The organism is Pandoraea apista, assembly GCF_001465595.2.
Classification (GTDB): domain Bacteria; phylum Pseudomonadota; class Gammaproteobacteria; order Burkholderiales; family Burkholderiaceae; genus Pandoraea; species Pandoraea apista.
This window is the reverse complement of the sequence record NZ_CP013481.2, coordinates 94,473-112,436: the sequence shown is the minus strand read 5'-3', so window position 1 is coordinate 112,436 and position 17,964 is coordinate 94,473. Positions and strand designations below refer to the sequence as shown.

At 63.7% G+C, this 17,964-nt stretch carries 16 protein-coding genes; all 16 read right to left on the bottom strand.

Going from position 1 to position 17,964, the window contains the following annotated elements; genetic code table 11:
* Positions 1 to 2 precede the first annotated feature (2 nt).
* The 16 genes from flhB to flhD all read right to left on the bottom strand — a co-directional run bounded on the left by flhB (position 3) and on the right by flhD (position 17,605).
* Positions 3 to 1,154, bottom strand: a complete 1,152-nt coding sequence (gene flhB / locus AT395_RS00465; RefSeq protein ID WP_048628374.1) for a flagellar biosynthesis protein FlhB — start codon at positions 1,152 to 1,154, stop codon at positions 3 to 5.
* Between the two features lie 196 nt (positions 1,155 to 1,350).
* Positions 1,351 to 1,944, bottom strand: coding sequence for a protein phosphatase CheZ (gene cheZ, locus AT395_RS00460; RefSeq protein WP_042117570.1), 594 nt, complete (start codon positions 1,942 to 1,944; stop codon positions 1,351 to 1,353).
* An 83-nt stretch (positions 1,945 to 2,027) separates the two neighbouring features.
* On the bottom strand, positions 2,028 to 2,426 hold the full coding sequence (gene cheY / locus AT395_RS00455; protein ID WP_042113604.1) for a chemotaxis response regulator CheY: 399 nt from the start codon (positions 2,424 to 2,426) through the stop codon (positions 2,028 to 2,030).
* Positions 2,427 to 2,561: 135 nt separating this feature from the next.
* Entirely contained in the window at positions 2,562 to 3,584 is a 1,023-nt protein-coding gene (locus AT395_RS00450; RefSeq protein WP_042117571.1) for a protein-glutamate methylesterase/protein-glutamine glutaminase, read from the bottom strand.
* Positions 3,585 to 3,637: 53 nt separating this feature from the next.
* Positions 3,638 to 4,312, bottom strand: coding sequence for a chemoreceptor glutamine deamidase CheD (cheD, locus tag AT395_RS00445; protein ID WP_042113606.1), 675 nt, complete (start codon positions 4,310 to 4,312; stop codon positions 3,638 to 3,640).
* A 1-nt stretch (position 4,313) separates the two neighbouring features.
* Positions 4,314 to 5,264 (bottom strand): CheR family methyltransferase, encoded by a 951-nt coding sequence (locus AT395_RS00440; protein WP_094068041.1) that lies wholly within the window; start codon positions 5,262 to 5,264, stop codon positions 4,314 to 4,316.
* A 59-nt stretch (positions 5,265 to 5,323) separates the two neighbouring features.
* Complete coding sequence (locus tag AT395_RS00435; RefSeq protein WP_048628375.1) at positions 5,324 to 6,949, bottom strand: methyl-accepting chemotaxis protein; 1,626 nt, start codon at positions 6,947 to 6,949, stop codon at positions 5,324 to 5,326.
* Positions 6,950 to 7,127: 178 nt separating this feature from the next.
* On the bottom strand, positions 7,128 to 8,888 hold the full coding sequence (locus AT395_RS00430) for a methyl-accepting chemotaxis protein (RefSeq protein ID WP_048628376.1): 1,761 nt from the start codon (positions 8,886 to 8,888) through the stop codon (positions 7,128 to 7,130).
* A gap of 62 nt (positions 8,889 to 8,950) precedes the next feature.
* On the bottom strand, positions 8,951 to 11,320 hold the full coding sequence (locus tag AT395_RS26255) for a methyl-accepting chemotaxis protein (protein ID WP_048628377.1): 2,370 nt from the start codon (positions 11,318 to 11,320) through the stop codon (positions 8,951 to 8,953).
* A 123-nt stretch (positions 11,321 to 11,443) separates the two neighbouring features.
* A complete protein-coding gene (locus AT395_RS00420; RefSeq protein ID WP_010807747.1) occupies positions 11,444 to 11,959 on the bottom strand; it encodes a chemotaxis protein CheW in 516 nt (171 codons plus the stop codon).
* 17 nt (positions 11,960 to 11,976) lie between these two features.
* A complete protein-coding gene (gene cheA / locus AT395_RS00415) occupies positions 11,977 to 14,178 on the bottom strand; it encodes a chemotaxis protein CheA (RefSeq protein ID WP_058375265.1) in 2,202 nt (733 codons plus the stop codon).
* A 42-nt stretch (positions 14,179 to 14,220) separates the two neighbouring features.
* Complete coding sequence (locus AT395_RS00410) at positions 14,221 to 14,604, bottom strand: response regulator (protein WP_042113611.1); 384 nt, start codon at positions 14,602 to 14,604, stop codon at positions 14,221 to 14,223.
* 17 nt (positions 14,605 to 14,621) lie between these two features.
* Positions 14,622 to 15,626, bottom strand: coding sequence for a flagellar motor protein MotB (motB, locus tag AT395_RS00405; protein WP_048628379.1), 1,005 nt, complete (start codon positions 15,624 to 15,626; stop codon positions 14,622 to 14,624).
* Positions 15,627 to 15,638: 12 nt separating this feature from the next.
* The gene (gene motA, locus AT395_RS00400) at positions 15,639 to 16,499 is read right to left on the bottom strand and encodes a flagellar motor stator protein MotA (RefSeq protein ID WP_023598342.1); all 861 of its coding nucleotides are present in this window, start codon (positions 16,497 to 16,499) and stop codon (positions 15,639 to 15,641) included.
* 116 nt (positions 16,500 to 16,615) lie between these two features.
* Complete coding sequence (gene flhC, locus AT395_RS00395) at positions 16,616 to 17,212, bottom strand: flagellar transcriptional regulator FlhC (protein ID WP_048628380.1); 597 nt, start codon at positions 17,210 to 17,212, stop codon at positions 16,616 to 16,618.
* Positions 17,213 to 17,287: 75 nt separating this feature from the next.
* Entirely contained in the window at positions 17,288 to 17,605 is a 318-nt protein-coding gene (gene flhD / locus AT395_RS00390; protein WP_010807753.1) for a flagellar transcriptional regulator FlhD, read from the bottom strand.
* Positions 17,606 to 17,964: the final 359 nt, after the last annotated feature.

The following is a 17,964-nucleotide window of genomic DNA, read 5'->3' as shown; positions in this document are numbered from 1 at the left end:
CGTTACACTCGTTTCGACCCGGCGCGCCGCGGCGCGTCGAGTTCGGCCGGCACCGGCAGGTCCGACGGAACGTTCGGTTCCACGCCCCCTTCGGCACGCCAGCGGCGAAGCTGGAAGACCCACGCCAGCACTTCGGCTACGGCCGTGTACAGCGTGGCCGGAATTTCCTGACCGATCTCCACGTGCGCGTGCAGCGCGCGCGCGAGCGGCGGGGCTTCGAGAATCGGGATGTTGTGCTCGGCACCCATTTCACGGATGCGCTGCGCCACCAGGTCGGTACCCTTGGCCAGCACACGCGGCGCGCGCATGGCGTCCTTGTATTCGAGCGCGACGGCAAAGTGCGTCGGGTTGGTCACGATCACGTCGGCCTTGGGCACGTCCTGCATCATGCGGCGGCGCGCGGTCTGGCGCTGCAACTGGCGAATGTGCGCCTTGAGGTGCGGATCGCCTTCCGACTCCTTGTTTTCCTGACGCACTTCCTCTTTGGTCATGCGCAGCTTCTTGTAGTGCTGCCAGAGCTGGTAAGGAATATCGATGGCCGCCACGAGCAACAGCGAAGACACGATGAACGCGCAGCACACCACGATCATCTCGCCCACATGCGGCAGCGCGGCGCGCGGAGACTGAGTCATCAGCCCCATCACGGCGTCTTTGTCGCGCGCGATCGCCCAGTAGGCCACGGCGCCGACCAGCAGGGTCTTCGCCACCGCCTTGATCAATTCGATCAGGCCCTGCGTGGAAAACATGCGGCCCAGCCCCTTGAGCGGATTCAGGCGACCGAAGTTGGGGGCCAGCGATTGGGTCGTGAAGAGCCAGCCGCCAAGCGCCATCGGGGCGGCGATCGCTGCGAGCACCAGCACGCCAAGCAGCGGGGCAATGGCGACGAGGGCGTCGGCGCCCGAGTGGGCGGCGTAGGACAGCATGCGATGGGTGTCGAGGGCGGTGCCCGGCTCAAACGCCATGCCGTGGCGCATGAGCTGCGCGAAGCCCTGCGAGATCCGGTCGGCGGTCATCCACAGGCCGGCGACCCCGGCCGCCAGCAAGGCGAACGTGGAAAGCTCGCGCGAACGCGCAACCTGTCCCTCCTCGCGCGCCTTTTCAAGGCGCCGGGGGGACGCAGGTTCCGACTTTTCGAGATCGCTTTCCTCTGCCATGCCCTATCCACAGCGGGCGGACGAACCCACCCTATCGCGACCGATTATGGCCGTAACCGTCAAGTCACAAAGGGGGGAATAGAGGCGGGATTGGGCGGTATTTCGTGACAGCGGCCCAACGGCGACGGTGCAAGCGCCGGAAAGCCGCGTTCGCCACGCCCGCCGAGCCGGTCAACCGGCTGGCGAGGGGGCTTGCTCAGAAGCCGAGACTGGCGAGCAGATCGTCGACCTGCCCCTGATCGGCCACGATGTCGGTACGGCCTTCCTTCTTGATCTGCGGCCCGTTGAGCAGCGAGTCTTCGGCCTCCTTGCGCTTCTCCGGAGGCATATTGTCGAGCAGCGTCTGGAGCAGATGCTTCTCGATTTCCTGCACGACATCCATGATCTTCTTGATGACCTGGCCGGTCAGATCCTGGAAGTCTTGCGCCATCATGATTTCCATCAGATGGTTGTTGGTCGCGCGCGTGTCTTCGGGCACGCGGCGCAGATAGGTGCGTGTCTCGACCACGAGCTTGCGCGCATCTTCGAGTTCGAGCGGCTCGTCGAACCACTTGGCCCAGCGCGCGTCGAGTGCGTTGGCGTCCGCTTCGAGGCGATCCTGAAGGGGCTTGGCCAGTTCGATGGCCGTGAGCGCCCGCACCGCCGCCTGCTCGGTCATGGTCGCGACGTAGTTCAGCCGGTCGCGCGCATCGGGAATCGCCTCGGCAGCTTGCTCGAGTTGCTTGTCCAGACCCAGCTCACGCAGATTGTCGCGCAGCATGCGTGTCAACTGGCCGATGCGCATCAGCATGCGCTCGGCCGGGTCCGCCTCGCCGGTCACGTAAGCGCCATTGGGCTCACCCGGCCATTCAGTGCTCGCCTCGTGGGTCACGCTCAGGCCCCCGTTTTTTCCATTTTCTCGAAGATCTTGCCCAGCTTTTCATCCAGGGTCGCCGCTGTGAACGGCTTGACCACGTAACCGCTCGCACCGGCCTGGGCGGCGGCGATGATGTTCTCCTTCTTCGCTTCGGCCGTCACCATCAGCACCGGCAGCTTCGAGAGGTTCGGGTCGGCGCGGATCTGCTGGAGCATCGTCAGCCCGTCCATGTTCGGCATGTTCCAGTCCGACACCACGAATTCGAAGCTACCGCCGCGCAACTTGGCCAGCGCCGCCGCACCGTCTTCCGCTTCGTCGACATTGGAGAAGCCCAGCTCCTTGAGCAGGTTTCGCACAATCCGGCGCATCGTCGGAAAATCGTCGACGACCAGGAATTTCATGTTCTTGTCTACCATCATTACTCCAATTCGGCCGGCGCCCCTCGGGGGGCCGGCGATATTCATGGGCAAATTCCGCCATCACTCAGTGCCCTGAGTGTGTCCGCAAATCGTTACGAACCATACGGCGAAAAAACGCCAAAAAGCGCTTTACTATACCCGTTGGGTGCGTTCGCCAAATTTCGAGACCTGATGCAGCACCTTGCGGGCCATCTCGTGCAGCGGCACCACCTCTTCCGCGCCACCCATCGCAATGGCCTCGCGCGGCATGCCGAACACGATACAGCTCGCTTCGTCCTGCGCGAAGGTGTACGCGCCGGCCCGGCGCATCTCCACGAGACCGGCCGCACCGTCCCGGCCCATGCCCGTGAGAATCACCCCGATGGCATTACGTCCGGCATGCACCGCTGCGGAGCGAAACAATACATCGACCGACGGCCGATGTCGATTCACCGGCGGCGCCGGGTCGAGCAAGGCCACATAGTTTGCACCACTACGCGAGAGCTGCAAATGCGTGTCGCCGCCCGGTGCGATGTACGCGTGTCCCGGCAACACCCGCTCGCCATGCTCGGCTTCCTTCACCGTAATGCGGCACAGCCCGTTCAGGCGCTGCGCAAACGACTTGGTGAAGCCCGCCGGCATATGCTGCGTGATCAGAATCGCCGGCGCATCCGGCGGCATCGGCACGAGCACCTCGCGAATCGCTTCGGTCCCCCCGGTCGACGCGCCAATGATAATCAGCTTCTCCGTCGACACGAGCGGGTTGCGCAACATTGGCGCCGCTTCGACCGGCACGGGCACCGCGCTCTTGGGCGGGGCGCTGCGCACACGGGCGCGGGCGGCCGCGCGAATCTTGTCGGCGATCATCTCGCCGTATTCGAGCATGCCGTCGCGAATGCCCAGACGCGGCTTGGTCACGAAGTCCACTGCGCCGAGTTCAAGCGCGCGCATTGTGACCTCCGAGCCACGCTCGGTCAGCGACGACACCATCAACACCGGCATCGGACGCAAGCGCATGAGCTTCTCGAGGAAGTCCAGTCCGTCCATGCGCGGCATTTCGACGTCGAGCGTAAGCACGTCCGGGTTGTACTGCTTGATCAGGTCGCGCGCCACGAGCGGATCGGGTGCGGTCGCCACGACGGTCATGTCCGGTTGTGCATTGATGATCTCGGTCATCAGGCTTCGCACGAGTGCGGAATCGTCCACGCACAGGACTTTGATTGGTTCGCTCAAGCCTCCTCCATTTGTCGGTTGTCAGGCCCCGGCCGAGGCTTGGCATTTCTGGCCGGTGGCGCAAAGAGTTCTACGGAGCCCCGTACTTCGCGTGCGCGCAAACGCTGCGCGTACGCCTGTTCGCGCTGAACGATAGCCGGATCGCCCCGGTCGCCCAGCTTCTTGACCATCACCCGCCCGGTGCGCGGCAAAAAGCACACCTTGCGCGGATGCGGTCCGAGCAGATCCTGCGCGGTCACGCGAATCTGCTCCATCTCGAGATAGCGCAGCACGAAATTCGCGTTGCGATCGCCGATGTTCAATGTGGTCATGCCCGCCAGCACCGCGCCGCCGCCGAAGACTTTCGCTTCGAGACGTTCGCGCTTCGCACCGAGCTTGATCAACTCGTTGATGAGCATTTCCATGGCGTATGCGCCATAGCGCATGGACGCCGAGAGTATACGGTCGCGCTCGCTTTCGCCATCGTCCGGCAGCATGAAATGATTCATGCCGCCAATACCGGTGACACTGTCGCGCACACACGCCGCCACGCACGAACCCAGCACGGTCACGAGCATGATGTCCTCGGTCGTGACGTAATACTCCGAGGGCAGCAGCTTCACCGCCTGCGTATTGAACGCGTTGTCGAAGTAGTGGTTGGTCGCGAGGGCTTCGGCCAATGGCTGGGACATATCAGGCTCCCCGTGCACTCGTTCCGGCCAGTTCGTACACCGTCTGCCCTCGCAGTCGGAACGCCCGGCTCACATAGGTGAAGTTCTCGGAGTGCCCGGCGAAGAGCAGTCCGTCAGGTTTGAGCAAGGGCACGAAGCGCTCGAGAATGCGCGCCTGCGTCGCCTTGTCGAAATAGATCATGACGTTACGGCAGAAAATGACGTCGAACGGCCCGCCGATTTGCCACGACGGCGCCAGCAGGTTCAGCGGCTCGAACGTCACGAGTTGCTGCAACTCCGGGCGCACCTTGATCTTGCCCGCGTTCGCACCGGTGCCCCGCAGGAAGTGGCGGCGCAATTGCTCTTGCGTGAGCTTGCCGGTCTGCTCCCCGTTGTAGACACCCGCCGAGGCGCGTGCGAGCACCTGCGTGTCGACGTCGGTGGCCAGCACGCTCGCGTTGGGGCGCGAGCCGAGCGTGTCAACGAGCGTCATCGCAATCGAATACGGCTCCTCGCCGGTCGACGCCGCACAGCACCAGACCGAGATCGGCTTGGCACGCTGGCGCACGAAGTCGGCGAGCAGCGGGAAGTGATGCGATTCGCGGAAGAACGACGTGAGATTGGTCGTCAGCGCGTTGGTGAACGCTTCCCACTCGCTGTCGCCCGTATCGGCCTCGAGCATATCGAGGTATTCCGTAAAGCTGGTCATGCCGAGCGCGCGCAAACGCCGCGCAATACGGCTGTACACCATCTCGCGCTTGTGTTCGGCCAGCGCAATGCCGGCACGTTGATAGATCAGGTTGCGGATGCGGCTGAAATCGGCCAGCGAGAACGCGAAATCGCGCTCCCCGGAGAGGGCCGCACCGCTGGCGCGCGCGAAATCCGCGCTGCGCGAGCTGCCGCCACCGTCTGCGCCGGCATTGCTGGCGGCACCACGGCGCGAGAGCTGCGAGGTATTGCGCGAATCAGTCATGGTTTCTCACTTTGCTACGGCGTCAGTTGGCTTGCGTCATGCTCGCTGCGTGCTCGCACTCATGCCGCGCGAGCCAACGGTTGCGGCGTTGGTTCGCGGCGCGCGGCGCTCACGGCATGCACACTCGCGCCACCCGCACCGCTCGTCTGGAACACCGATACCGCTTCGCGCAGCTCGTGCGCCTGCGACTCCAGTGCACCGGCAGCAGCGGCCGCTTCTTCCACGAGCGCCGCGTTCTGCTGCGTCACTTCGTCCATTTGCGCCACGGCACGATTGACCTGTTCGATGCCGCTCGACTGCTCCGCCGAGGCTGCCGAAATCTCGCCCATGATGTCGGTCACGCGTTTGACCGCCTGCACGATCTCGTCCATCGTCTGACGCTGTTGCGTCACGAGTGCCGTGCCGTCTTGCACGCGACGCGCCGAGTCTTCGATCAGCGCCTTGATCTCCTTGGCGGCGGCCGCACTGCGCTGCGCCAGCGTGCGCACTTCGCCTGCCACCACGGCGAAGCCACGGCCCTGCTCGCCCGCACGAGCCGCTTCCACGGCGGCGTTCAACGCGAGAATGTTGGTCTGGAAGGCAATGCCGTCGATCACGCTGATGATGTCGACAATCTTGTTCGAGCTGGCCGAAATGCCGTCCATGGTTTCGCCGACCTGCCCGGAGACTTCGCCGCCACGCGTGGCGATTTCCGACGCGTTCACGGCAAGCTGGCTGGCCTGGCGCGCATTGTCCGCGTTCTGCTTGACGGTCGCCGTGAGCTGCTCCATCGACGAGGCCGTCTCTTCGAGCGACGCGGCTTGCTGTTCGGTGCGCGCCGACAAATCGGTGTTGCCTGCGGCGATCTCGCGCGCGGCGGTTGTGATCGACTCGGTGCCCTGCCGAATCTGTCCGATGGTCTCGGCGAGTGTTTGCTGCATGCGCTGCATGGCGTAGACCAGGCTTGTGGTGTCGCCCGGCGCCACGTTGACATGACTGTGAAGGTTGCCGCTGGCGATACGTTGTGCGATTTCGGCCGCGTATTCGGGCTCGCCGCCGAGGCTGCGTTGCACGTTGCGGATAATCGCGACCATGGCGGTCGTGACGATGGCGCCAATGACCAGCAGCGCAATACCCAGGCGCACCAGCGTACTGTAGAACGCTTCGTCGATGTCCTGCACGTACACGCCGCTCATCATGCCCCAGTCCCAGGGCGCGAAGTACTTCACGAACGACAGCTTTGCGAGGCGCTTGTCGCTGCCGGCCACGCGGCCGTAGTAGTCGACAAAGCCCGCGCCCTTGCCCTTGGCGACTTGCGCCATCTCGACATAGAGCAGCTTGCCGTTCGAGTCCTTGTAGTTGGAGACGTCCTTGTTCACCAGATCGGCGAGCGTCGGGTGCATGAGTACGGTGGGCTTCGTGTCGAAGATGACCACATAGCCGCTATCCCCGTAACGCATGGTCTTCAGGCGGGCCATGGCCTGCTGTTTCGCCTCGTCCAGGGAGATCTTGCCCGCTGCGGCCTGCGCCGCGTAGTCGCGCACGATACCGTCGGCGCTGGTGACGACGTTCTCCACCGCCGTGCGCCGCTCCGACATCATCGTGCCGCGTTCATGCCAGGCAGCCCAGCCGCCGAGAATCAAAAGCCCCAGCCACATCAGCGCGAGCGCGGACCAGAGTTTTGCTTTGAGACTCAACTGCTTCATGATGTGACCTCCACCTGCTGCACGTCGCGGCGCGAGGCTCGCGACGGCGTTCTGTCTTACCGATTGTTGCCACTTGCAGACACGCGCTTTCCCGATTCCTTCTCATGCGACTCGGGGAAAGACGCGTGCACCGTTCCAGTAGGTTTCACCGTGTTGCTTCGAAGCGCGCGTTGGGCGATCAGAAGGTTTCCCAATCGCCGCTCGCGTCGTCCGTGCCGGTGCGGGCGCTGGCCGCCGGAGCGGCTGCGGCCGGCGCCGGTTTGCGCAACGGTGCCGATGCCGCCTTGGCCGCTGGCGCCGCAGCAGCAGGCGCCGCCACCTTCTTCACTGCCGGGCGTGCCGCCGGCGGCAGCGCCGCCAGCGCCGGGGCCGCGTGACTTGTCGCTGCCTGGCTGGCATCCAGACGGAACACCGACACCACCGACTTCAGACGATTGGCCTGCTCTTCCAGCGAGCCGGCGGCAGCGGCCGCTTCTTCCACGAGCGCCGCGTTCTGTTGCGTGACTTCGTCCATCTGCGTGATCGCGCGGTTGACCTGCTCGATACCGCTCGACTGCTCTGCCGAGGCTGCCGAAATCTCGCCCATGATGTCGGTCACGCGCTTGACCGCCTGCACGATCTCGCCCATCGTCTGCCCCTGCTGGGCCACGAGTGCCGTGCCGTCTTGCACGCGGCGCGCCGACTCTTCGATCAGCGCCTTGATTTCCTTGGCGGCGGCCGCACTGCGCTGCGCCAGCGTGCGAACTTCACCGGCCACTACCGCGAAGCCACGGCCCTGCTCGCCCGCACGGGCCGCTTCCACGGCGGCGTTCAACGCGAGAATGTTGGTCTGGAAGGCAATGCCGTCGATCACGCTGATGATGTCGACAATCTTGTTCGAGCTGGCCGAAATGCCGTCCATGGTTTCGCCGACCTGCCCGGAGACTTCGCCGCCGCGCGTGGCGATTTCCGACGCGTTCACGGCAAGCTGGCTGGCCTGACGTGCGTTGTCGGCGTTCTGACGCACGGTCGCCGTGAGCTGCTCCATCGACGAAGCGGTCTCTTCGAGCGACGCGGCTTGCTGTTCGGTACGCGCCGACAAATCGGTGTTGCCTGCGGCGATCTGCTGCGCAGCCGACGTAATCGACTCGGTACCCGAGCGAACTTCCGCCACGGTGCGCACCAGGCTTTCCTGCATGTGCTTCACGCCCTTGAACAGACGCCCGGTCTCGGTCTCGTTCCACACGTCGATGCGCTGCGTGAGGTCACCGCCGGCAATCTTCTCGAAGTGCTTGATGGCGTCGTCGATCGGGCCGACGATGGCGCGTGTGAGCGTGATCTGCGTCACGATACCGACCAGCAAGCCCACGACCAGACCGATGCCGACCATCCACATCACCATCGTGTAACGGCTCTGCGCAGCGAGGTAACGGTCTTCGGCGTTCTTGACCTGCAAATCGGCCAGCGCCGTCATTGCCTTCGTGTAATCGGCAAACAGGCGCGGCACGTCCATCACCGTCTTGGCGTGGAAGTCGGGAATATCGCCGGATTCAATGGCCTTCAGGGCGGGCAGAATGCCGTCGTTGACCACTTTGCCGCGTGCGACGATCACGGCGTCGGCGATGCTCTTCTCGCCATCGCTCATCGGCAGTGCCGCGTAGGCGGCCCAGGCGTCGTCGGCCTTCTTCAGGTTATTGCGAACGCTCTCGATCGCGGTCTTGATTTCGGTCGGATCGGCAATGAATTCGATGCGCGAGAGGGTCACGCGTGCGCCCAGTGTCGAGATCGTCGTTTGCGCGAGCGAGCGCGCCGACGCCATGTCGTTCGAGTAAATCTCCTGCAACGACGCGTTGCTTTGTCGCAGCGAGACGAGACCCACAGCGGCGCCTACGACCAGCAGCACCATGAAGAGTCCTAGCGCCAGCGTCAGCCGGGCCCGGATGGTGACATTCTTAAACATAACGACCTCTACCCCGTGAAGACCGGCCCGTGGCCGGCATACCCATCTGAATCATCGAAACGTCAAAATTCTTCCCAGTCACCCGGATCGCTTGAATTCGCCGTCGACGTTGTCCCCGTCGATCCGGCCGCCGGTGCCTTACCCCGTCGTGCTGCCAGTTGCAGTACCTGTGCGTCTTCCTGCGGGCTCACGGCCGCAGGGGCGGGCGACTGCGGACGGCGCGTAACGGTGCGCGTAGCGCCCCCGCCAGCACTGGCGCGTGCCGGTGCAGCACCGGCCGCCGATGCCGTGGCTTTGCCCGTTGCCGCCGATGCCGTCGATGCCGTCGAGACTGCCGGCGCAACCCCGCCCGACTGCCGCACGGCAGAGGCTGTACGTTTCACGGTGGCGCCGGGCGCCCCGGCCACCTTGAGACTGTCGCCGACGCGGAACACGGAGACGGCATCGCGCAAGCGATGTGCCTGATCTTCGAGCGAGCCCGCCGCCGCGGCCGCTTCTTCCACGAGTGCCGCGTTCTGCTGTGTGACTTCGTCCATCTGCGTCACGGCACGGTTGACCTGTTCGATGCCACTCGACTGCTCCGCCGAGGCTGCCGAGATCTCGCCCATGATGTCGGTCACGCGTTTGACCGCCTGCACGATCTCGTTCATGGTCTGACCGGCCTGCGCCACGAGCGCCGAACCGTTTTCCACGCGTCCGACCGAGTCTTCGATCAGCACCTTGATTTCCTTCGCGGCCGCCGCACTGCGTTGCGCCAGCGTGCGCACTTCGCCCGCCACCACCGCGAAGCCACGGCCCTGCTCGCCCGCACGAGCCGCTTCCACAGCGGCGTTCAGCGCAAGGATGTTGGTCTGAAAGGCAATGCCTTCGATCACACTGATGATGTCGACGATCTTGTGCGAGCTTGTCGAGATACCGTCCATGGTGTCGACCACGTTGCCGACCACCTGGCCGCCTCGCGCAGCAATTTCCGACGCGTTCACGGCCATTGCGCTCGCTTGCCGCGCGTTGTCGGCGTTCTGCTTGACCGTGGCGGTAAGCTGTTCCATCGACGACGCCGTCTGTTCGAGCGAGGCGGCCTGTTGCTCGGTGCGTGCCGACAGATCGGTGTTGCCTGCGGCGATTTCACGCGAGGCCACGTTGATCGATTCGATACCTTCGCGCACGTCGGAGACAATCGACAGCAGGCTGTTCTTCATCACCGTGAGGCCGAACAGCAACTGGCCGATTTCGTCGCGGCCGGTGCTTTCCGCCTTGCCGGTCAGGTCGCCCGCCGCGATCTGCTTCGACATCGACAGGGCAACCCGCAGCGGATGGTTGATCGCGCGGCGCAGAATGCTGCCGAGCACGAACAGCACGACAATCCCGCCGAGCACCGCCACCACCGTGGCGCCGCGCACGAGCGTGTGTTCCTTCTGCGACTGCTGATACAGATCGGTCGCCTGCGTGAGTTCGAGACGCGTGAGCACGTTCAGCTCGTCGCGCATCGGACCGTAGGCCGGCTTCACCTTTTCGAGGTACGTCTGCTGTGCCCCTTCGGCCGAGCCGGCCTTGAGCATCTCGACCGTCTGTTGCAGACCGTCGGTCGTGAAGCGCTGACGAATCACGTTGAAACGCTCCGCCTGCGCCTGCGTTGCCGGGTCGACCGACTTCATGTACTCCGCCCACTGACGATTGATCTCGTCGAGGCTGCCCGCAATTTCATCGCCCGCGCGTTTCATCGCGTCGAGGTTCGGGTTACCCACGGCTTCCGCCACGAGCAACACGTCGCGGTCGAGCTTCTGGCCGATCACGCCCAGCGTGCTGACCGGCACCATGCCGTTCTGATACACCTGCAACAGCTTCTGATTGCTGCTCGACACGCCCCACAGGCCCAGCCCGCCGACCACGGCGAGGAGAATCGCGCCAAGCACGATAATGCCGGTCAGCCGCGCGCGCAGCGTGTCGAGCCGCACCTTGCGCGCCAGCGCCGCGATACCACCGCGCTCGACCTGCCCGCCGCGAATGCGCAGATTACCGGCCTGCCCGTTGCGAAAGCGCGCGTAGATGTCTTCCGCTTGCGCAGTCGCGCCCGGCGCCGGACGCACGCGCACCGACGTGTAGCCCACCACCGCACCGTTCTCCAGCGTTGGCGTTACCGTCGCCAGCACCCAGTAGTAATCGCCGTTCTTGCGGCGATTCTTCACCAGCCCGGTCCAGGTGTCGCCACGCTGGATCGTCTCCCACAGATCGCCGAATGCCTCCGACGGCATGTCCGGATGGCGCACGATGTTGTGCGGCGCGCCCAGCAGTTCATCACGCGTATAACCGCTCACCTCGACGAAGGCGGGATTGGCATACGTGATCCGCCCCTTGAGATCCGTTCGCGAGATCAGGTACTGATGCTCGCCGATGACGAATTCGTTTTGGGTGACGGGCTGGTTATCGCGCACGTGCTCGGTCTCCGTGGACTGCGGTAAATGGGTTATGGTCTATGGGGTAATGCTGCGGGTGTCTCGGCCCGTCGTTCACATCGGCGCTCGCTGCCTTGCGCTCGGCGTCCGGTCCGCCGGAACTCAGCTCGCCAGACGCTCGATGAGCGCCATGTCGTCGCTGGTCATCAGCTTCTCGATGTCCATCAGGATCAGCATGCGGCCTTCGACCGTGCCCAGACCCGTGATGTACTCGGTGGCCAGTTGGGCGCCGAACTCGGGCGCGGGCTTGATTTCACCGCGCGCGAGCGTGAGCACGTCCGACACGCCATCGACCACCATGCCGACCACGCGACCTGCCACGTTCAGAATGATGACGACCGTCTGCGTGTCGTACTCGACACGGCCCAGACGGAACTTGATGCGCATGTCCACGATCGGCACGATGATGCCGCGCAGGTTGATCACGCCCTTGATGAAGTCCGGTGCGTTGGCGATGCGGGTGACCGCGTCGTAACCGCGAATCTCCTGCACTTTCAGAATATCGATACCGTATTCCTCTTCACCCAGCGTGAAGACCAGAAATTCCTGACCGTCGCCATCGGTCTGCATGGCGCCGCCCTGGCGCGACACGGCATGCTCTTGCGAAAGGTTGTCCATCTAACGCGTCTCCGACTTCAGTTGAAGATGGTGGCCGACGCCGAGCGCTGACCGCGCTGAAGCGCCGCCACGTCGACGATCAAGGCCACACTGCCGTCACCCATGATGGTGGCGGCGGAAATACCGTGAATACGGCGGTAATTGGTTTCGAGGTTCTTCACCACGACCTGCTGCTGTCCGACCAGCTCGTCCACCAGCAACGCAAAGCGGCGGCCTTCGGCCTGAAGGATCACGATGATGCCCTGCGTGGGGTCGAGGCGTGCGTCCGGCACGTCGAAGGCGCGGTACAGCTCCACGAGCGGCAGGTATTCGCCTCGCACCAGCACGACCTGACCTTCGCCGGTCACGGCGCGAATGTCATCGCGGCGTGGTTGCAGCGACTCCATCACGAAGTTCAGCGGCAGGATGAAGATCTCGGGGCCGACCTTGACGGACATGCCGTCGAGAATCGCGAGCGTGAGCGGCAGCACGATGCGGATCGTGGTGCCCTTGCCGCGCGTGGACAGAATCTCCACATGGCCGCCCATCTGCTGGATGTTTCGCTTGACGACGTCCATGCCCACGCCGCGGCCCGATACGTCGGTCACCGCTTCGGCCGTGGAGAAGCCCGGCGCGAAGATCAGTTGCCAGACTTCCTCGTCAGTCATCGAGTCGGACACGTTCATGCCCTGCTGCTGCGCCTTGGCGAGAATCTTCTCGCGACGCAGACCCGCACCGTCGTCGCTCACTTCGATCACGATGTTGCCGCCCTGATGCGCGGCGGACAGCACCAGTTGACCGACCGGGTCCTTGCCCGAAGCCAGACGCGCTTCCGATGTTTCGATACCGTGGTCCAGACTGTTACGCACCAGGTGCGTGAGCGGATCGATAATGCGCTCGATCAGGCTCTTGTCCAGCTCGGTCGCCTGACCGAACGTGACCAGTTCGATTTGCTTGCCCAGCTTGCTTGCGAGATCGCGCACCAGACGCGGGAAACGCGAGAACACATAGTCCATGGGCATCATGCGGATGGACATCACCGCCTCTTGCAGATCGCGCGCGTTGCGCTCGAGCTGGCCCATGCCATTGAACAGGCGGTCGTGCAGCATCGGATCGAGGCTGCTCGCGGTTTGCGCGAGCATGGCCTGCGTAATCACCAATTCGCCTACGAGATTGATGAGCTGATCGACCTTTTCCACACCCACGCGAATCGAGCTGTTCTCGTGTCCGGCAGCGCCGCCGGCAGGTGCCGCCGCCGCGCGCTTTTCCGGCGGATGATGCGCGCCATTGCCGCCGGCACCTGCCTGCGCCACAGGCGCGGCGGGCACGACGATCTGCTCTGGCGCAGGCGGCGCAGCCACCGGCGCCGGTGCTGCGGGCACTTCGATGGGCGCCGAAGCCGCGGGCGCTTGCGTGAAGATCTCGGCAGTCTGGACCGGTGCTGCGGCCGGGGCTTGTACCGGTGCAGCGGGGGCAGCGGGGGCGGCAGATGCGTCCTGCACATCGATCTGCGACGGCTCGATCACGAAGCAACACACGGCGAGAATGTCGTCGGCGCCGCAGGTCGTGTCGAGCCACAGGTGCAGCGCGTCGGGCGTGGACTGACGGCCGGCAACCTGACCGAGGTTACCCAGCTCTTCGGCAAGCAACGCCTGGTCCTTTTCGCCCACGCCAGTGAGCGTGACTTTCAGACGCGTCTGACCCGGCGGCACGGGGCTCGCGGGTGCGCCGCTTGCATCGGTAGTGCCGGCACCGGTGTCTGGGGTTGCTGCTGTTGCTGCGGGCGCGGCCGGGGCGGCCGGCGCGGGTGCCGCCGCAGCGGGCGTGACCGGCGCGGCAGAGGCCGGCGCACCGCCTTCTTCGGCGGCCAGTTGCTGAAGAATCGCGCAGATGCGCGTCATCGCCTCGACATCAGGCTCACTGGAGGCGCGGTAGGCATTCAACTGTTGATGCAACACGTCTTTGGTTTCCAGGAAGGTGTCGACCATCTCGGTGCGCAACTGCAATTCGCCGCGACGCGCGCGGTCCAGCAGGTTTTCCAGCAGGTGAGTGGTCTCGGTGAGCGCAGTGAAACCGAACGTAGCGGCGCCGCCCTTGATCGAATGAGCCGCACGGAAAATCGCGTTGAGCTGCTCGTTGTCCGGCGCATTGATATCGAGCGCGAGCAGGAGGTGCTCCATCTCTGCGAGCAACTCTTCCGCTTCATCGAAAAAGGTCTGGTAGAACTGGGTGATATCCACCGATTTCCTCGTCCTAACTTGGTTGTGCCATCGACGCCATCGTCATGCGCCTTCGCCGACGAGCGAGCCCACCACGTCGACCAATGCTTCGGGGTCGACCGGCTTGATCAGCCAGCCGCTGGCGCCCGCTTCGCGGGCTGCCGTCTTGTACGCGCCATCGACTTCCGTCGTGAGCACCAGAATGGGCGTCTGGGCAAACGCATCGAGTTCGCGCAGTGCACGAATGAGCGACAAACCATCCATGCCGGGCATGTGCTGGTCGGTCAGCACCAGATCGAAGCTCGCGTTCGACGCCAGCGCCAGGGCTTCCTGCCCGTCGCGGGCGGTCGTCACGGCGTAGCCGGCTTCGTCGAGCGTTGCCGCCAGAATCTGACGCATCGACGCGGAATCGTCGACGGCGAGAATCGTGTTACGAAGGGCTTGCATGCGTCTCCTCTTGTCGGTTATCGCGCGGTCGCACCCGGCGCCGCCGGTGCCGTGGGCGGTGCGGGCGGCGTGGGCAGGCCCGGCACGGCAGGCAACGTGCCGTTGATGGCGGCGTTCACCGCGTCACTTCCTGCGCCGCGTACGTTCGCGGCGTCGATTGTCGGTTGGTCGCCTTCGTGCTTGACCGACTGCTCTGCGCGGCGGTTGAGCACAATGATGCTGATGCGACGGTTGATCGGGTTGTACGCGTCGTCACGGTCGAGCGGCACGGTAGACGCCAGGCCCACCACGCGCAGTACCTTGTCGCCATCGAGTCCGCCCGCAATCAGTTCGCGACGCGAAGCATTCGCGCGATCGGCGGACAACTCCCAGTTGCTGTAGCTCTTGTCACCCTGCGCGTAAGCCGTGGCGTCGGTGTGGCCGGACAGGCTGATTCGGTTCGGCACGTCGTTGAGCGACTTGCCGATCTCACGCAGAATGTCGCGCATGTACGGCTGGACCTGCGCGCTCGCGTTGGCGAACATCGGCCGGTTCTGATCGTCGACGATCTGGATGCGCAACCCTTCCGTGGTCACATCGATGAGCAGTTGTTTGCGAAACTGTTTGAGCGTCGGGTTATTTTCGATGGCCTTCTCGATGCGCGCCTTGAGTTCGCGCAAACGCTGCGCATCGGCGCGCTCGGCCAGTTCGGTCGTGGTCGCCTGGCGTGACTTGACCTGATCGCCACGCGACTTCTGGCCGTCGGTGCGAGTGGTGTCGGTGCCGCCACCGGGAATCACGCCGCTGTTGTCTGCGGCGTTACGGCCGCCCGTGAGCGCAACTTTGAGCGGCGTGCGGAAATACTCCGCGATGCCCGTCAGTTCCTTGCTGCTCACCGAACTGAGCAGCCACATCAGCAGGAAGAACGCCATCATGGCCGTCATGAAGTCGGCGTAGGCAATCTTCCACGCGCCGCCATGATGGCCGTGCGCACCGCGTGCGCGGCGCTTGACGATGATGGGCCGCTCTTCTTTCTCGCTCATTGCTGCCGCCCGTCAACGTGCCTTGACCTGTCGCACGTGCTCTTCGAGCTCGGCGAACGACGGACGTACCGTGGAATACAGCACCTTGCGGCCGAATTCGACCGAGAGTGCCGGCGCATAACCGTTCAGGCTGGCCAATAGCGTGACCTTGATGCACTCGTAGAGCTTGACCGACTCGTTGATACGGTGCTCGATGAGTTGGGCCAGCGGCGAAATGAAGCCGTAAGCCAGCAAAATGCCGAGGAACGTGCCCACGAGCGCCTGGGCAATCAATGCCCCCAGCACGGCAGGCGGCTGGTCGGCCGAGGCCATCGTGTGCACCACGCCCATCACGGCGGCGACGATACCGAAGGCCGGCATGGCATCGCCCGTCTTTTGCAGACAGTGCGCCGGGACTTCGCCCTCGTGACGGTACGTTTCGATTTCGTGATCCATCAGGTTCTCGATCTCGAACGCATTCATATTCCCGCTGACCATCAGGCGCAGATAGTCGGTGAGGAATTCCATGATGCGCGGCTCGCCGAGAATGCGCGGGTACTGTGAGAACACCGGACTCGACGCCGGGTCTTCCACATCCCCTTCGATGGCGAGCATGCCGTCCTTGCGCGCCTTCGCGAGCAACACGTACAGGAGCGCCATCAGCTCCATGTACAGCTCTTTGGTGTATTTCGAGCCCTTGAACAGCATCGGCAGCGCTTTCATCGTCGCCTTGATCGCCTTGCTGTTGTTGCCCACGACAAACGAGCCGACGCCCGCGCCACCGATGATCAGCAGCTCGGTCGGCTGAAACAGCGCGCCCAAGTGGCCCCCGCCAATGACGAAGCCGCCAAAGACCGATGCCAGAACGATGATGTAACCAATGACGACAAGCACTGCCGGATACCTCTCGCAAAAATACGTCTACGGAAAAATGTCCTTCCTGTTCAGAGGGCTTAACGGCAGACACGCAGGGAAACTGTAGGGGGTGCGACCTCGTGAAGTGGGCTCGTTCAGGCTGCCAGCGGGGAAATATCCGTGCCAGTCTCGGGCGGCGCCACGGCCGGCGCCAGATCGGCGGCGTGCGCGTGTTTTGCTTTCCGGGTCTTACCGGCGCGCGACGGCGGTTGGCACAGTCCGCAAACGTACTGGCCATGCGGTTCGTGTGCGTGCGTAACGAAATGTCCGCCGCAGCGCGTGCAGGGCGTCATTTGCAGCATCTTGCTGTCGAAGAAGCGAACCAGCGTCCATGCACGCGTAAACCCGAGCACGGCTTCCCAGCCATGCAGTTCCACATGCTCCAGATACAACCGGTACGCCTTGACGATCGCTTCAATGCCCTGGCATCCGCCGTGCTGCACCAGATGACGGTAGATGTTGTGGAAAAGCGACGAGTGGATATTCGGCAGCCACGTCACGAACCAATCGGTCGAGAACGGCAGCATGCCTTTGGGCGGCGACGCCCCTTTTAGCTCTTTGTAAAGTTTGATGAGCCGGTCGCGGCTCAGGCTCGTTTCTGCTTCCAACAATTGGAGGCGGGCGCCGAGTTCGATCAGCTCGATGGCCAGTTGAATCTCACGGGCCTCAAGAACGACGCTTTTGGTACGCATATACAGGCTTCCTGGCAAGTCACGCAGAGCGCCGCCCCCTCGGGACGGCACCGCACGTGTCGCGTGTGCGTACGCTTAGCCGATCTGCTCGACGGGTTGCCCCGCGAGCAGGATCGATGCATGCGACTGCTGCATACCCACGTCTTTCGCCCCATGCGTAAGGGTCGAAAGAATCACGTGGTCGTCGAATCGAAATCGGCACAAAAGCTGGTTCGACCCCGCAAATTTGACGAGTTGAGCCAATGTGAGACTGCCGAGCACGTCGGCAAGCTGGTCGCTGATCCCCAGGCGGAACATGGCTGCGGCGCGATCCTCACGGATCAGGCGCTGAGCCAGGACAAGGTAGGAGAGATTCAATTCACGAATCTCATTCAGTGTTTCGCTGTTTCGCATGCACCCCCCCGGCGCAATGGATGAATCTGGCGGTACTACTGTCTATTCCCCCGCATTGTGGACAAGGGCGAAAGAGAAAGAAATCGGAGAAAAACTACATGGGAGGGCAAGAAAAGCGGAAGTTTTTTGTAGGAGTTTTTCCTACACGAAGGGCGCAAACGGCCCCAACGACGCGTTCGGGGAGAACGATCGGTGACACACAGGCGACGACTTCATGAAAGTGTCACGAAGCTGCGCTCTACTACTTGACTGTATTTCGGCGGGGTTTTGCCGAACTTTAGCGATCCTCGCAAAAAATTTCGGGGGACTTTGCAAGGGCGCTGAATTGCACTTTGCCAATCGCGCTGACGCCGGAACAG

Excerpts from the sequence above, each read along its gene's own strand:
- flhB (WP_048628374.1), bottom strand. The coding sequence starts at position 1,154 with ATGGCAGAGGAAAGCGATCTCGAAAAGTCGGAACCTGCGTCCCCCCGG.
- cheZ (WP_042117570.1), bottom strand. The coding sequence starts at position 1,944 with ATGCTGATGCGCATCGGCCAGTTGACACGCATGCTGCGCGACAATCTG.
- cheY (WP_042113604.1), bottom strand. The coding sequence starts at position 2,426 with ATGGTAGACAAGAACATGAAATTCCTGGTCGTCGACGATTTTCCGACG.
- AT395_RS00450 (WP_042117571.1), bottom strand. The coding sequence starts at position 3,584 with ATGACCGAGATCATCAATGCACAACCGGACATGACCGTCGTGGCGACC.
- cheD (WP_042113606.1), bottom strand. The coding sequence starts at position 4,312 with ATGTCCCAGCCATTGGCCGAAGCCCTCGCGACCAACCACTACTTCGAC.
- AT395_RS00440 (WP_094068041.1), bottom strand. The coding sequence starts at position 5,264 with ATGACTGATTCGCGCAATACCTCGCAGCTCTCGCGCCGTGGTGCCGCC.
- AT395_RS00435 (WP_048628375.1), bottom strand. The coding sequence starts at position 6,949 with ATGAAGCAGTTGAGTCTCAAAGCAAAACTCTGGTCCGCGCTCGCGCTG.
- AT395_RS00430 (WP_048628376.1), bottom strand. The coding sequence starts at position 8,888 with ATGTTTAAGAATGTCACCATCCGGGCCCGGCTGACGCTGGCGCTAGGA.
- AT395_RS00420 (WP_010807747.1), bottom strand. The coding sequence starts at position 11,959 with ATGGACAACCTTTCGCAAGAGCATGCCGTGTCGCGCCAGGGCGGCGCC.
- AT395_RS00410 (WP_042113611.1), bottom strand. The coding sequence starts at position 14,604 with ATGCAAGCCCTTCGTAACACGATTCTCGCCGTCGACGATTCCGCGTCG.
- motB (WP_048628379.1), bottom strand. The coding sequence starts at position 15,626 with ATGAGCGAGAAAGAAGAGCGGCCCATCATCGTCAAGCGCCGCGCACGC.
- flhC (WP_048628380.1), bottom strand. The coding sequence starts at position 17,212 with ATGCGTACCAAAAGCGTCGTTCTTGAGGCCCGTGAGATTCAACTGGCC.
- flhD (WP_010807753.1), bottom strand. The coding sequence starts at position 17,605 with ATGCGAAACAGCGAAACACTGAATGAGATTCGTGAATTGAATCTCTCC.